This is a genomic window from Micromonospora sp. CA-111912 (genome assembly GCF_050948415.1).
GTDB lineage: Bacteria > Actinomycetota > Actinomycetes > Mycobacteriales > Micromonosporaceae > Micromonospora.
In genome coordinates this window covers 4,874,707-4,888,809 of the sequence record NZ_CP192007.1, presented here as the reverse complement: position 1 = coordinate 4,888,809, position 14,103 = coordinate 4,874,707, and the positions used below count along the sequence as shown (strand labels likewise).

7 protein-coding genes and 1 pseudogene are annotated in these 14,103 nt (G+C 68.0%); 6 read left to right on the top strand and 2 right to left on the bottom strand.

The features are described 5' to 3' along the window. The first annotated feature begins 63 nt into the window (after nucleotides 1-63). Both ACQPZO_RS20100 and ACQPZO_RS20095 read left to right on the top strand, forming a co-directional pair. Nucleotides 64-6,441, top strand: coding sequence for an RHS repeat domain-containing protein (locus ACQPZO_RS20100; RefSeq protein ID WP_433343081.1), 6,378 nt, complete (start codon nucleotides 64-66; stop codon nucleotides 6,439-6,441). 26 nt (nucleotides 6,442-6,467) lie between these two features. Next, nucleotides 6,468-6,869 (top strand): hypothetical protein, encoded by a 402-nt coding sequence (locus tag ACQPZO_RS20095; protein ID WP_433343079.1) that lies wholly within the window; start codon nucleotides 6,468-6,470, stop codon nucleotides 6,867-6,869. 71 nt (nucleotides 6,870-6,940) lie between these two features. Here ACQPZO_RS20095 and ACQPZO_RS20090 read toward each other — a convergent pair. Next, nucleotides 6,941-7,249, bottom strand: a pseudogene (locus ACQPZO_RS20090) (dihydroxy-acid dehydratase domain-containing protein); the annotation flags it as partial. Between the two features lie 387 nt (nucleotides 7,250-7,636). Next, nucleotides 7,637-9,298 carry a glycosyl hydrolase family 8 gene (locus ACQPZO_RS20085; RefSeq protein WP_433343078.1) on the bottom strand — a complete coding sequence of 554 codons (1,662 nt, stop codon included), beginning with the start codon at nucleotides 9,296-9,298 and terminating at the stop codon, nucleotides 7,637-7,639. 320 nt (nucleotides 9,299-9,618) lie between these two features. Between ACQPZO_RS20085 and ACQPZO_RS20080 the strand changes: the two genes are divergently transcribed. From ACQPZO_RS20080 to ACQPZO_RS20065, 4 genes are all read left to right on the top strand, one after another. Continuing rightward, nucleotides 9,619-10,809 carry an ROK family transcriptional regulator gene (locus tag ACQPZO_RS20080; RefSeq protein ID WP_433343076.1) on the top strand — a complete coding sequence of 397 codons (1,191 nt, stop codon included), beginning with the start codon at nucleotides 9,619-9,621 and terminating at the stop codon, nucleotides 10,807-10,809. Between the two features lie 162 nt (nucleotides 10,810-10,971). Further along, the gene (locus ACQPZO_RS20075) at nucleotides 10,972-12,297 is read left to right on the top strand and encodes an ABC transporter substrate-binding protein (protein WP_433343074.1); all 1,326 of its coding nucleotides are present in this window, start codon (nucleotides 10,972-10,974) and stop codon (nucleotides 12,295-12,297) included. A 5-nt stretch (nucleotides 12,298-12,302) separates the two neighbouring features. Beyond that, a complete protein-coding gene (locus ACQPZO_RS20070) occupies nucleotides 12,303-13,253 on the top strand; it encodes a carbohydrate ABC transporter permease (RefSeq protein ID WP_433343072.1) in 951 nt (316 codons plus the stop codon). Then, nucleotides 13,250-14,098 (top strand): carbohydrate ABC transporter permease, encoded by an 849-nt coding sequence (locus ACQPZO_RS20065; protein WP_433343070.1) that lies wholly within the window; start codon nucleotides 13,250-13,252, stop codon nucleotides 14,096-14,098. The genes ACQPZO_RS20070 and ACQPZO_RS20065 overlap by 4 nt, the downstream gene beginning before the upstream one ends. Nucleotides 14,099-14,103: the final 5 nt, after the last annotated feature.

The window sequence follows — 14,103 nt, the reverse complement described above, 5'->3', positions numbered from 1 at the left end:
GGCCGGTTCGGGCCACCGGGGCTGTCCCGACTGGCGAACCGCACTCGCTGGCTGGGATGGCCGATGGCCGCCGTCCTGGCGGTGACGCTGCTCCCGGGGGTGCCCGCCCTCGCCACACCGGGATGGAAACCGCCGGACGCCACGAAGGCGGCGGGGATCCCGCTCCGGCAGCTCGACTGGACGCCCCGACCGACGTGGACGGCAGCGAAGCGCGAAGCGCGTGGTGACGTCGCGGTCGCCTGGCCCGCCGCCGGCTCGGTGACCGTCGACGTCTCTCGGGCGCCGAGGCTCGCCAGCCGGGCCGCGACCGGCAGGGCCGCACGGAACGGACTGGTACGAGCCCCCGGGACGCCGGTCTCCGTCGCCCCGGTCGAGGATCCCGGAGCCGAGGTTGCCGCCGCGCGGGGCAGGGAAGAACCCTTGCGGGCCGTCACCGTGCGGGTGCACGATCGGGCGAGGTCCAAGCGCGCCGGCATCGACGGGCTGCTGCTCGAGGTGAACCGAGCCGATTCGGTACGTCGACCGGCGAGAGCAGCCGTCGCCGTCGACTACCGCTCCGTCGCCGCGGCCTTCGGCGGCGACTGGGCGGCCCGGGCCCGCCTGATCGCGCTACCGGAATGCGCGCTCACCACCCCGGAGGTGACCGGTTGCACCACGGTTACCCCGCTGGTCTCGCGCCGGGACTTCCAGGACGGGACGGTGTCCGCCGTGGCGCCGGTGGGCGCCGCCGACAGGTCCAGCATCATCGCCCTCGCCGCCGGGGCCAGCGGGGACAACGGGGATTACACGGCCACCAGCCTGTCGCCCTCCTCCACCTGGGAGGTGTCGGCGCAGACAGGTGCGTTTTCCTGGTCGTACCCGCTGCGTGTGGTCCCCGGCGTCGGTGGCCCGGAACCCTCGCTCTCCCTGTCGTACAACTCGCAGTCGATCGACGGACGCACCGCAGGCACCAACAACCAGGGCTCCTGGATCGGCGACGGCTGGGAGATGTGGCCCGGCTATGTCGAGCGCACCTACCAGGGATGCGCGGACGACACCGATGATGTCGACGGAAAGGCACCGAACAACAAGACGAAGAAGACGGGGGATCAGTGTTGGTGGCGTAGCAACGCCACCCTTTCACTGAACGGCGGGTCCACGGAACTGGTCGACGCCGGCAACGGCCGCTGGAAGGGGGTCAGCGACGACGGATCCAAGGTCGAGCTGCTCAAGGACACGTCGTTGGGCAACGGTGACAACGACGGCGAGTACTGGCGGGTGACCACGCCGGACGGCACGCAGTACTACTTCGGCCGTCACCACGGTATGGGCGGAGCGAGTGCCGGCACCCCGACCGAGTCGGTGTGGACCAGCCAGGTGTACGGCAATCACCCGGGTGAGTCGGGCTACGTGGCCAACGACTTCGCCGCATCCCGCGAGACACAGGCCTGGCGGTGGAATCTCGACTACGTCGTGGACCCGCACGGCAACACGATGACCCTCTTCTACGCCAAGGAGACCGGAGCCTACGGGCGCGAGTCGGACGCCACCAAACGGACCACCTACGATCGCGGCGGATATCTCACCCGGATCGAATACGGCAACCGTGCCGACGCGCCATCGACCACCTACGCGTCGGCTCGCGTGATCTTCGATGTCGCGGACCGGTGCAAGGCCGGCGCGACCTGCTACGACTCGGGTGGTAAGCCTGTGCCGTCGGCCTGGCCCGACACCCCGTGGGACCGGTACTGCCATGCGTCGCCGTGCACCGACAAGCTCAATCCGAGCTACTTCACGCAGAAGCGCCTGGCGAAGATCCGGGCGCAGGTGCACACCTCGGGTGGCGCGTACGTGGACGTCGAGTCCTGGGCGCTGCGTCACGAGTACCTCGATGCGGGATACCCGTACGGTGAGGGCATCCCCATGTATCTGCGAGGTCTGACCAGGACCGGCCACGTCACGACCGCCGGCGGCTCCGTGGCCTCGGACCCGGAGATCGTCTTCGACCCCGGGGCGGACCCGCTACCCAATCGTGTCGACGGCCCGAGCGACGGGAAGACGGCACTCTTCCGTTGGCGGGTCCGGACCATCACCACCGAGACCGGTGCGCAGGTCGTGGTGACCTTCAAGCCTCTTGACTGCGTCCGGTCCGCGCTGCCCACGCCGTCGACCAATACCAAGCGCTGCATGCCGCAGTACTACAGCAACGACGGCACCACCCCGGTGTTGGACTGGTTCCACAAGTATGCCGTGGACTTCGTCGACACCAACGACAACACCGGCGCCGGCGAGGCGGAAAAGGTCTATTACGACTACCTCGACGATCCCGCCTGGCATTTCGACGACAGTGAACTCGTCAAGGAGAAGAAACGTACCTGGGGTCAGTTCCGGGGATACGGACACGTCAAGGTCCGCAAGGGCCTGGCCACCGGAACGCAGTTGACCACCGAGTACCGCTACCTGCGCGGCATGGACGGTGACAAGCAGGCGAGCGGCACCCGCGACGTGTGGGTGGAAGACTCCTTCGGTGGGCGCGTCGAGGACCATGACGCGTACGCGGGGCAACTCCTCGAGGAGACGACCCGGGACGGCGCCAACGGGCCGTGGGTGTCCGGCAGCATCACCACGCCCACCACTCCGGCGCAGACTGCTTCGGCGAACTCGCTGCGCGCGTACATGGTCAATACCGCCAAGGTCCGCACCTACAGCAGGACGACGACGGAGGCGGACGGCATCCGCTGGACGCAGACTGCCACCAAGTACAACTCCGACAACCTTCCCTACGAGGTCAACGACCTCGGTGACGAGAACACGGCGGCCGACGACACCTGCACCCGCACCTGGTACGCCCGCAACGGGACCATCTGGATGCTGAACAAGGTCAAGCGGACGCAGCAGGTGGGGGTCGCCTGTACCGCCACCGCGAACCTGCCCGCGGACCTGCTGTCCGAATCCCGTACCACCTTCGATCGGGTGAACAACAACTGGGACACCGATCTGCCGGTGCGGGGGTTGCCGGTCAAGAGTGAGGAGGTGAGCGGTTGGCAGGGAAACACGCCGGTCTGGTCGACCATCACCACGAGTGGTTATGACGCCAACGGGCGGGTCAAGTACGGCACCGACGCGCTGAACCACACCACGAGCACCGAGTACGTGCCGGAGACAGCGGGTCCGGTCACCAGCACCACAGCGACCAATCCCAAGGGGCACAAGACCGTCACCACGTTCGCGACCGCGTGGAACATGCCGTCGCAGACGGTGGATCCCAACGGTGCGAAGACCGCTCTGGCCTACGACGGGCTGGGCCGTTTGGTGAAGGTGTGGCTACCCGGACGGGACCAAGCCACCCAGACGAGCAACCTGGAGTTCAGCTACCTGGTCCGGAACACCAAGCCCACCGCGGTCACCACCCGGAAGCTGTTGCCGACCGGGACCGGTTACAAGACGTCGGTCACGCTCTACGACGGTTGGCTGCGGGAACGGCAGACACAGACGCAGGCTCCCGGCGGTGGACGTGCGGTCACCGACGTCTACTACGACTCCCGCGGGCTGAAGTGGTGGACCACGCATCCGCACTACGACACCACGAACGCCGCGGTGAGTACCGAACTCCTGGGGCCGGCAGGCCGGGAGGTGGCGCCGTCGCTCACCGAGTACCTGTACGACGGTGCGGGCCGCCCGTCTGCCGAGATCTTCAAGGTCCAGGGCATCGGCGGTGAGGAGAAGTGGCGTACCAGCACGACCTATCAGGGTGACCTGACCACCGTCACGCCGCCGAAGGGGGGTACCAAGACCGGGAATCTGGTCGACGCTCAAGGACGGACGGTCGAACTGCGACAGTTCAAGGACGCGACCGCCTTCGACACGACGCGCTACACCTACACCGATCGTGGCGAGCTGACGAGCATCCGGGACGCGGCCGGCAACGAGTGGAAGTACAAGTACGACCAGCGCGGTCACAAGGTCCGCGACGAGGACCCGGACAAGGGCGTCAGTCTGACCGAGTACGACCTCAGCGGCCAGATCACCAAGGTGACGGATGCGCGGGGTCGGATCCTCGTGACGACCTATGACGAACTGGGTCGGAAGTCCACACTGCGCGACGACTCGGAGACCGGTCCGATCCGCGCCCAGTGGACCTACGACACTCTGACCGACGGTGTCGGCAAACTCACCCGTTCCGTGCGCTTCGACAACGGTCGGCAGTACACGAACGAGGTGACCGGCTACGACGTGGCGGGCCGGCCCAGCGGCACCCGGGTGACCATTCCGAGCACGGAGGGCGCACTCTGTGCGTCCACGTCCGCGGACCCCTGTTCGTACACGTTCTCATCGCAGTACAAGCCGGACGGTCAGATCGCCTCGACCATCCTGCCCGCGGTGCGGAACGACCTCGCCGCTGAGCAGATGCTGTTCAACTACAACGATGTCGGCGCTCCGACGACATTCGTGTCCGGGTTGGGGATCTACGTCTACTCCGTCGGGTACGACAAGGTCGGCAAGCTTGTCGAGCGGACCCTGGGAGCGTTCGGCAAGCGGGTGCAGATCAACTACACCATCGAACACGGCACCAACCGGCTGCGGAACACCAAGGTGTCGCCTGAGAACGCGGCGGTGCCGGCCGACATCAGCTACGACTACGACGACTCCGGCAACCTGACCCGGGTCCACGACGCGCCGTACGGCCAGTCCACCGATACCCAGTGCTACAACTATGACCACCTGCGCCGGCTGAAGGAGGCCTGGACCCCAGGCGCGGGTGACTGCGGCGACGCCGCGCGGTCGGTGACGGGTCTCGGCGGGCCGGCGCCCTACTGGCACAGCTACGAGTACAACGACGCTGCCGGGCAGACGGGTAGCCGGAGCAGGGAGATCCTGCACGCGGCCGGCGGTGACACCATCAGGAGCTATCGCTACCCGGCGCAAGGCGGTGCGGCCGGCTCCGGACCGCACGAACTGCGGGACGTGACGACCGACCGCCCGGTCGGCGCCGATCAGGTGGACACATACCAGTACGACGAGTCCGGCAACACCACCGTTCGGAGCCTGGCGGGAACGCCGCAGAATCTGATCTGGGACAACGAGGGCCGCCTCAGCTCCGCGCAGACCGGCAGTCGGACCGTCAGCTACCTGTACGACGCCGAGGGCAACCGGCTCATCCGGCGCGACCCGCAGGGCGGCGGGAGCACGTTGTATCTGCCCAACGGCATGGAGGTGAAGGTCGCAGCCGGGTCCACGGCCGCCACCTGCACCCGCTACTACACGCACCTGGACCAGCAGATCGCGGTCCGCACCAAGGCCGGTGGTCTGACGTGGTTCGTCGCAGACCAGCACAACACGGCTGAGCTGAGCCTGAAGGCGGCCGACCTCCTGGTCCAGCGGCGGCGGACCCTGCCCTTCGGTGACGTCCGCGGTTCTGCTCCGACGGCGTGGGCCGGCGACCGTGGCTTCGTCGGAGGCACGATCGACCCGACAGGTCTGACCCATCTGGGCGCCCGCGAGTACGACCCGAGCACCGGTCGCTTCATCTCCGTCGACCCGATCATCGACACCAGCGACCCACAGCAGATGCACGGCTACGCCTATGGCAACAACGCGCCACCCAGCTTCTCCGATCCCAGCGGCCTGCTTTTCTCCGGGCTGTGGAACAAGGCCAAGGGGGCGGTGAGTTCAGCTGTCGACACCGTCGTCGACGACGTCAGTGCAGCGGCGAAATCCGTGGTCGACTCCTACCAGGAGGACCCGTGGAAATTCGTCGCACAGGTCGCGGTCGGGGTCGCTGTCGGTGTCGGTGTGGCCGCGCTGTGCGGAGCTACCGCAGGCGTGGGTTGCGCCGTGACGGCCGCAGTCGTCGGCGGTGCACTAGCCGGGGGCGCGTCAGCGGCGACCGGCCACGCGGTCGATGCCGCCCAGGGCGAGGGTTTCGACATCGACGAGTTCAACACCGACGTCACGAACGGGATGATCGGGGGCGGGATCGTCGGTGGTCTCTTCGCCCCACTGGCCGGAGCGTCGGCGGCCGCATCCCGCCCGGTGATCGATGCGGCGGCGCTGCCCGCCGCGCCCCGGGCGGCTGCGGCGACGACGGCAGCAGCGGGCCCGGGGACGGCTGTTCGGCCGGTGGGTAGCCAGCTCGGATCCGTCGAGGACATCATGGGCAACCCGTACCTGCTGTATGACATGTCTCCCGCGCAGGTGGAGGCCATCGTCAAGGGGTCGCCCGGTTGGCAGATCGAAAAACTCGGTAAGGGCGCCCACAAGGGGCAGGGGTGGATGTTCCGGGAATACACCGTCAAGAGGGGCAAGCAGTTCACGACCGGTAGGATGATCCAGTGGCATCCCGGCGGTGGCCATCACGGGAAGCTCCCCTATTGGAAGGTCAAGCAGCCGAACAAGCCGGAGGCCAGGTTGCCTCAGTACCGGGAGAAGCTGCCGCAGTGGAAGCTCGACCAGCTGAAGTGACGCGTTCGCTCTGGAGAGGTGATCCGATGTCTCAGGCGGCGGGCCACGATCCGGATGATCTCCTTCATCCCGCCCGCGTGATCTCGGTGCTGTGCGGGCTGACGCGGGTGGTCGCTCGTCTCGCGCTGGCGCCCGACGACCAGCGGGAGTACCTGCGCAGGGCCGGCGTCGGCGGCTCGGCGGACGAGTTGGCGCTCCAGCTCGAAGCGGTGGTCGCTCTCCTGGAACCGTTGGAGGAGGCTGAGCTGGTCGATCCGGCGCAGGCCGCGTTGGCCCGCCGCATCGACCAGATGCTCGACCTGATGAGCGGCGCGGACAAGGCCCACCTGTGGGAACCGGAGGCATTGTCGACGGCCCCGGAGTGGGTCGAGGTGCGTGCCCTCGCCAAGGAGTTCCTGTTCCTGCCCGATCCGTTCGGCGGGACGTAGCGGACGATCGGTGGTCCGGGGCGGGAGTTCGCTCTCCCCGGACCACTCGTCGTCGAGCGGCGATCGTCTTCCTACTCGGGGACGCGCCGGTACGCGTCGTCGCTGGCCGAGGTCGCCATCGAGGCGTATGCGCGCAGCGCCGCCGACACCGGGCGCTGCCGGTCGACGCGGGTGTACGGGCGGTCCCGCTTCTCCTCCGCCACCCGCCGCGCGGTCAGCTCGCCGGCCTGGACGTTCCACTCGATCGACCGGGCCGTCGCCGTCGCCGTCGCGCACGAGCGCGATCAGCCCGCCCGAGGCCGCCTCGGGGGAGACGTGGCCGACGAGGTGCCACCAGAGAACCGGCCGTCGGTGAGCAGCGCGCAGGAGCGGCCCAGCCCGGTGACGGTGCTGCCGGAACTGCGGGGTACTTCTTCGGTGCTGCCACGGACGACTTCCTCCCCACGGCCAACAGACCGTGATCAAGAAGCTCCATGAAAGCGGGGGTGGCTCACCTCGGCCGCGTGGAAGTCCCTGCCCGCTCCGCTGGGCTATCTTGTCGGAAGAACCCTCAGCCCCTTCAAAGACAACTGAGCCTCTTCCAAGCTGCTCTTGCAGCTCAGGATAGGTACGGTAAACATATTTAGACAGGCCGATGTCGTCGACGACGAGGGAGGCTCGCCGCCGCCCGGGATCAGCGACCTTCCCGGTGAACGAGAGGACAGGTTGCCGCGGGCGGTCCTCGGTCATCAGGGGGCCGCCCGCGGCCGGTCACTGTGCGGGCGGTGTCACGGGGTCCAGAAGTTGCCGGAGACCACGATCATCGTCTGTAGTTGCAGGCTCGCCGAGTAGTAGCCCGAGGTGTCCAGCACCGTCGACTTGATCTTGTTCCAGAGTGCGTCGAGCCAGGCCTGGCTGCCCGGGTCGGTCATCGCGGTCACCGCGAACGGCGCGAAGAACGCCGCTTCGGAGCCCGAGCTGAGCGCGGTGCCGTCGAGGGAGTAGCCGACGGCGATGTTCGACGGGTTGCCGCCGGTCTTGGCCTTGACCCAGGTGTTCAGCTTGCGGGCCGCGGCCAGCGACTGCGCGTCGCCGCTGGTGACCGCGTCGGCCCCGATCCGCCACGGGTCGCGGCAGGCGTTCCACCAGTACTTGCCGTCGTTGGGGTCCTCCAGCACCTGCCCGGTGGCGGGTTTCGGCGTGGTGTTCGTGTTGATCACGAAGTCGGGCAGCAGACCGGTGTTGGGGGCGTAGCCGCTCTGCAGCGACGCGGTGACGGACTGGTGCTTGGCCAGGATGGTGTCCCAGGCGGTGTCGCCTGTCGCCTTCCGGTAGGCGCGGAAGTGGCCGGGCATCCAGTCCGAGGTGCGGCTGAGGTAGTAGTAGGAGTCGCCGGCGCTGCTCCAGTCGCCGAGCAGGGTCAGCTTGGTGGTGGCGTTGATCTCGCTGGCCTTGATCGCGTTGATCCGGGTGACGGCGAGCGACTTGTAGTTGTAGGCGCCGGTGCTGCCCCACTGCTTGTCGGCCAGCAGCAGCCCGTACGCGATCTCCAGGTCGCCGTCGGTGGCGGAGTCGGAACCGTTGACCGAGGTGCAGGAGGTGTTCTGCTCGGCGGCGTGCAGGTTCGGGTTGTTGACCGACGGGTGCGCCAGCACGTACTTGAGCAGGCCGTCGAACTGCGTCTTCGCGTTGGGGTCGGCGCCGGCCATCAGCGCGGTGATGACCATGCCGTAGCCCTGCGCCTCGGCGACGTACGGGTGGTCGGCGTCGGGGGAGTAGACCTCGTACCAGCCGTTGCCGCAGTTCTGCTTGATGAACGCGTTCTTCCAGGTGTTGTAGTAGCTGATCACGGTCTGGTCGTGCGTGGACGCGGCGCCGGACAGCTTGAGGGTGCCCGCGGCGTACGGCCGCAGGTGCGAGCCGAACGGCACGGCAACTCCGCCGGGCGGGGGAGTGGAAGTCGGGGAGGGGCTCGGCGTGCCCGTCGGCGCGTAGACCTCGAACTCGTACAGCGAGTACCCGTACGTGGTGCCGCGGGCGGTGCCGTACATCCGGATGTAGCGCCCGCTGGCGGTGAGTCCGGTGAGGTCGTCGGTACCGCCGTTGCCGGTGGTGGTGGAGTAGATCGTGGTCCAGGTGCTTGCGTCGGGCGAGACCTCGATGCGGTATGCCTTGCCGTAGGCGGCCTCCCAGCGCAGTGTCACCTGTCCGATCTGCTGGGTGCTGCCCAGGTCGATGCGGATCCACTGCGGGTCGCTGCCCTCGGTGCTGGCCCAGCGGGTCGAGGTCGAGCCGTCGACGGCCTTGGCGCCGTCGAGCGAGGAGGTTTCGGTGGAGGAGACGGCGGTGGTGCGGCCCAGAGCCAGGTTGGTGGCGGCCTCGGCGGACGTGGCGAGGACGAGCCCGCCGAGAAGTGTGCCGGCGGTGGCCACGGCGGCGGCCGCAAGCATGGGGCGGGCTCGTCCGGGCCAGGCTGTTCTGCGCATCATTGCGGGACTCCCTATGGAGGGTCGCGGTGCGTGCCGCGGCTGCGGAACGCGGTGATACGAGCGGACATGTGACCGCACGAGGGACGTCGGCGAGCGGTCGCGATGGCCCAGGGCCCCGGGCTCGGGGGGAACGTATGCCAGGAGACGTCCGTCACACAAGATGGTTAGGAAGATTGCCTAACGATTCTGTCGCACCTCTTGACCACTTCGGACTCGTCGCCCTAGTCTCCGGCATTAGTAAATTTGATTGCCTAACGTTCCTTTGACACAAGCGAGGGCGGATGACCCGACCAGCCGGTTCGTCGAAGCTGCTGCGCGCCATGAACGAGAGTGCGATCCTGGCCCACCTGCTGGACCATGGCCCGCTCACCCGTGGCGAGTTGCGGGAGCTCACCGGGCTGAGCAAGCCGACAACCTCGGACGTGCTGCGCAGCCTCACCGACGCGGGGCTGGCGATGGTGGTCGGACGCAGCTCGGGTGGCCCGGGACCGAACGCCGAGATCTACTCGGCGAATCCGGAGGCGGGGTTCGCGGTCGCGATCTGTATCCGGGAGGTCTCCGAGATTCCGGGGCCGTCGCTCGTCGCGGCGCTGATCGATGCCGGTGGTGTGGTGCACGCCCGGATCGAGGACTCGATCGACCTGACGACACTCGACCCCGTCGACGCGATCACCGACACGGTCACCCGGGTCATCGGGCAGGCGGGGGTCGGCGCTTCCGCGGTCCGCCACGTAAAGCTCGGGGTGCCGGGTTCGTACGACGCGGCGAGCGGGGTCATCCACTACATCGACGTGCCCGGGTTCGACCGGCCCGGTCTCGTCGAACGAATCGCCGCACGGTTGGGCACCGTGGTCGAGGTCGAGAACGACGTCAACCTCGCCGCGATCGCCGAACGTACGCACGGGGTCGCCGCCGGGGGCGCCAGCTTCACACTCTTCTGGATCGGGGACGGTCTCGGCTTGGCCATCGACCTCGGCGGCACGCTGCTACGCGGGGGGCGCGGCGGCGCAGGCGAAATCGGCTACGTGCCGGTGTCGCTGCCCTCAGACCGTCCGCCTGCCGACCTGCAGAGCCTGCTCGGTGGTCCCGCCGTTGTAGCGCTCGCGGCGGAGCACGGCATCGCGGCCGCCACCCCGGGCGCCGCGATCGGTGTGGCCGTCGCGTCGGGCCACCCTCGGGCCGGACGCTTCCTCGACGCGGTGGCCGCCCGCATCGCGTTCGGTCTGGCCGCCGTCGCGGGCGTGCTCGACCCGCCGCTGATCGTGCTGGCCGGCGACGTCCCGCAGGCCGGCGGGGAAGCGCTCGCGCAGCGGGTCCGTGCCGCGCTGCCCGGCACGACCCCGCTCGACATCACCATCGCCGTCACCGAGGTCACCGACGACGCCGTACTGCTCGGCGCGCTCGAAGCCGGATGGCGAGCGGTGCGCGAATCCCTGATCGACAACCAGCGCACCGCCATGCAGGCCGGCTGACCGCCGTCTGCCGCGGCGCGCTCAGCCCTGCTCCTCCGATCAGCACCGCAGATCAGCACCACCCCGTGTGGCCCGACCGGCGTCCTTGCCACACCAGGCGAAGGGCTCGGCCGAGCCGCGACCCCGCAACTCCGAATTTCTGATTCCGGAGAGGAACACTTCATGCAGCGCTTGCTGAACCGGCGTATGACCATGATGGCCGGCATGGTCGCAGCATTGGCAGTGGTCACGGCGTGCACCCCTACCGAGGCGCCGAAGCCGATCGCGACCTCGGGCGTCGAGCCCACCGGCGCGGTCGAACTGTGGCACTTCTTCACCGACCGTGAGGCCAAGGCCCTCGACGAGACGCTGGCCAAGTTCAAGGCGAAGTACCCGAAGGTCACACTGAGCGTCAAGGGCGGGCAGGACGACGCCAAGGTGACCACCGCGATCGGCGCCGGCACCGGTCCGGACGTGGCGATCAGCTACTCAACCGACATCGTTGGCAAGTTCTGCGCTGCGGGCGCGTGGGTCGATCTCAACCCGTACCTGCAGCGCGACGGCGTAGACCTGAACACGATTCCGCAGGTCGCCCGCTCCTACACGGAGTTCCGGGGCAAGCGGTGCACGATGCCGTTCCTGGCCGACGCGTACGGCTTCTACTTCAACAAGGGAATGTTCGCCGAGGCGGGGCTGACCGAGGCCCCGAAGACCCTCGCTGAACTGTCCGAGATGGCCAAGAAGCTGACCAGGCGCTCGGCGGACGGCACCATCGAGCGGGCCGGCTTCCTGCCCCTGTTCGGCTTCTACGAGAACTCCCCGTCGCACTTCGCGCCGATGGTCGGCGCGAAGTGGCTCAACGACGACGGCACCTCGGCGATCGGCTCCGACCCCGCCTGGAAGGAGCTGCTCACCTGGCAGAAGGAACTCGTCGACTGGTACGGCTACGACAAGCTGGAGAAGTTCCGCGCCTCGCTGGGTGACGAGTGGTCGGCCGACAACGCCTTCCACAAGGGCAAGGTCGCAATGGCCGTCGACGGCGAGTGGCGGATGGCGTTCCTCAAGGACCAGGCGCCGAACGTCGAGTTCGGGGTGGCCACGCTGCCGGTCAACAAGGCCGAACGCGCGGGCGCGGGCTACATCTCGGGCAACGTCATCGGCGTCTCGCGGACCGCCCGCAACCCGGAGGCGGCCTGGGCTCTGATCAAGTTCCTGACCACGGAGACCGACAGCATCGTCGACCTGTCCAACGGCATCCGCAACGTGCCGACCACCACCGCGGCGCTGACCTCGCCGCGGCTCACCGCAGACCCGGCGTTCAAGGTGTTCCTCGACATCTTCGCCAACCCGAACTCGGGCACCACCCCGCCCAGCGCGATCGGCCCCGGCTACCAGGAGACCTTCTCCGAGTTCCTGCAGGGGTGGCAGTCAGGGACGCAGAAGGACCTGAGTGCCGGACTGGCCGGCGTCGACGTCCGGGTCAACAAGATGATCAAGCTGGCCGGCTAGCAGCGATGCCGACCGCAGCCAGCCAGGGGGGTGCCGGCCGGGTCCGGCGCTCCCTCGTCACCCTCACCTTCATCGGGCCCGCGCTGATCGGCATCCTGATCTTCCTGGTCTACCCGCTGGTCGCTGCGGTCTACTTCTCCTTCACCCGCTTCGACATGTTCAACCCGCCGGTCTGGGTCGGGCTGGACTTCTGGGAATACGTGGTGTTCGACGACCCGACGGTGCGGATCGCGGCGAAGAACACGCTGGTGTTCGTGCTGCTGATGGTCCCCGCCCGGACGGTCGGCGCGCTACTCACCGCCATGCTGCTCAATGCGATGAAGCGATCCCGCAGCATCTACCGCACGCTGTACTACCTGCCCGCTCTCGCGCCCCCGGTCACCGCCACCATCGCGTTCGTGCTGCTGCTCAAGCCAGGCACCGGGCCGGTCAACACGCTGCTGGCGCAGTTTGGCCTCGAAGGGCCGGGCTGGTTCAACGACCCCGACTGGGCCAAGGCGTCGCTGACACTGCTGGCCCTGTGGGGCGTCGGCGACCTGATGATCATTTTCGTCGCGGCGCTGCTCGACGTGCCGCAGGCCCTCTACGAGGCCGCGTCGCTGGACGGCGCGGGCCGCTGGCACCGGTTTCGCTACGTCACCCTGCCCACCATCTCGCCGGTGCTGCTGTTCGCGACCATCACCGGCGTCATCGGCACGTTCAACTACTTCACCCAGGCCGCGGTCGCCGGCAGCGTCGCCTCCGGCCAGGTCACCTCGGGCAGCGGCATCGCCGGCACGTTCGGCTACCCCGAGAACTCGACGCTGACCTACCCGATGCGGCTCTACTCGATCGGCTTCGGCAACAACCTGTTCGGGGCCGCGAACGTCATGGCGGTCATCCTGTTCGTGGTGTCGATGACCGCCACGATCATCTTGCTGCGGCGGTTCAAGGCGTTCAGCGGAGGCGACTCATGACCCAGTCCATACCCAGCGGCCTCGGACACCACGTGCTCGGCTTCGTCGCCCGCCACGCGATCGGCATCGCGATGGCCATCATGTTCCTCGCCCCGATCGCCTTCCTGCTGCTCACCTCGTTCATGACCAGCGACCAGACGCTGACCGCGAACATGTGGCCGCAGAGCTGGCACCCGGAGAACTACGTCGAGGTGTTCCGGAAGACGCCGCTGCTGCGGTTCATCGGCAACACGTTCCTCTACGCGATCCTGGCCACCGGGTTCATGCTGCTGGCCAGCGTGCCGGCGGCATACGCGCTGGCCAAGCTGCGGTGGCGCGGCCGCAACGCGACGATGGTCCTGATCATCTGCATGATGATGCTGCCGCCGCAGGTCACCACGGTCCCGCTCTACATGATGTGGGCCAACATCGGACTCACCGGCACGCTGTGGCCGCTCATCCTGCCGATGCTGGCCGGAGACGCGTTCTCCATCTTCCTGCTGCGCCAGTTCCTGGTCACCATCCCCGACGAGTACCTCGACGCGGCCCGCGTCGACGGCTGCGGCGAGTGGCGCACGCTGTTGCGCGTCATCCTGCCCATGGCCAGGCCCGGTATCGCCGCTGCGGCCATGTTCCAGTTCTTCTACGCCTGGAACGACTACTACGGCCCGTTCCTCTACACCAGCGAGAACCAGGACGCCTGGACCATCTCGCTGGGCCTCGCCTCGTTCCGGTCGCTGCACCACGTCGAATGGCATCTCGTCAGCGCGGCGACCCTGCTCACCATGGTCCCGGTCATCGTCCTGTTCTTCTTCGCTCAGAAGGCGTTCGTCCAGGGTGTCACGCTGACCGGCGTGAAAGGATAGCAACT

What these genes read in the sequence shown, in the direction of transcription:
- ACQPZO_RS20075 (WP_433343074.1), top strand. Translation starts at nt 10,972, where the DNA reads ATGCAGCGCTTGCTGAACCGGCGTATGACCATGATGGCCGGCATGGTC.
- ACQPZO_RS20100 (WP_433343081.1), top strand. Translation starts at nt 64, where the DNA reads ATGGCCGCCGTCCTGGCGGTGACGCTGCTCCCGGGGGTGCCCGCCCTC.
- ACQPZO_RS20085 (WP_433343078.1), bottom strand. Translation starts at nt 9,298, where the DNA reads ATGCTTGCGGCCGCCGCCGTGGCCACCGCCGGCACACTTCTCGGCGGG.
- ACQPZO_RS20070 (WP_433343072.1), top strand. Translation starts at nt 12,303, where the DNA reads ATGCCGACCGCAGCCAGCCAGGGGGGTGCCGGCCGGGTCCGGCGCTCC.
- ACQPZO_RS20095 (WP_433343079.1), top strand. Translation starts at nt 6,468, where the DNA reads ATGTCTCAGGCGGCGGGCCACGATCCGGATGATCTCCTTCATCCCGCC.
- ACQPZO_RS20080 (WP_433343076.1), top strand. Translation starts at nt 9,619, where the DNA reads ATGACCCGACCAGCCGGTTCGTCGAAGCTGCTGCGCGCCATGAACGAG.
- ACQPZO_RS20065 (WP_433343070.1), top strand. Translation starts at nt 13,250, where the DNA reads ATGACCCAGTCCATACCCAGCGGCCTCGGACACCACGTGCTCGGCTTC.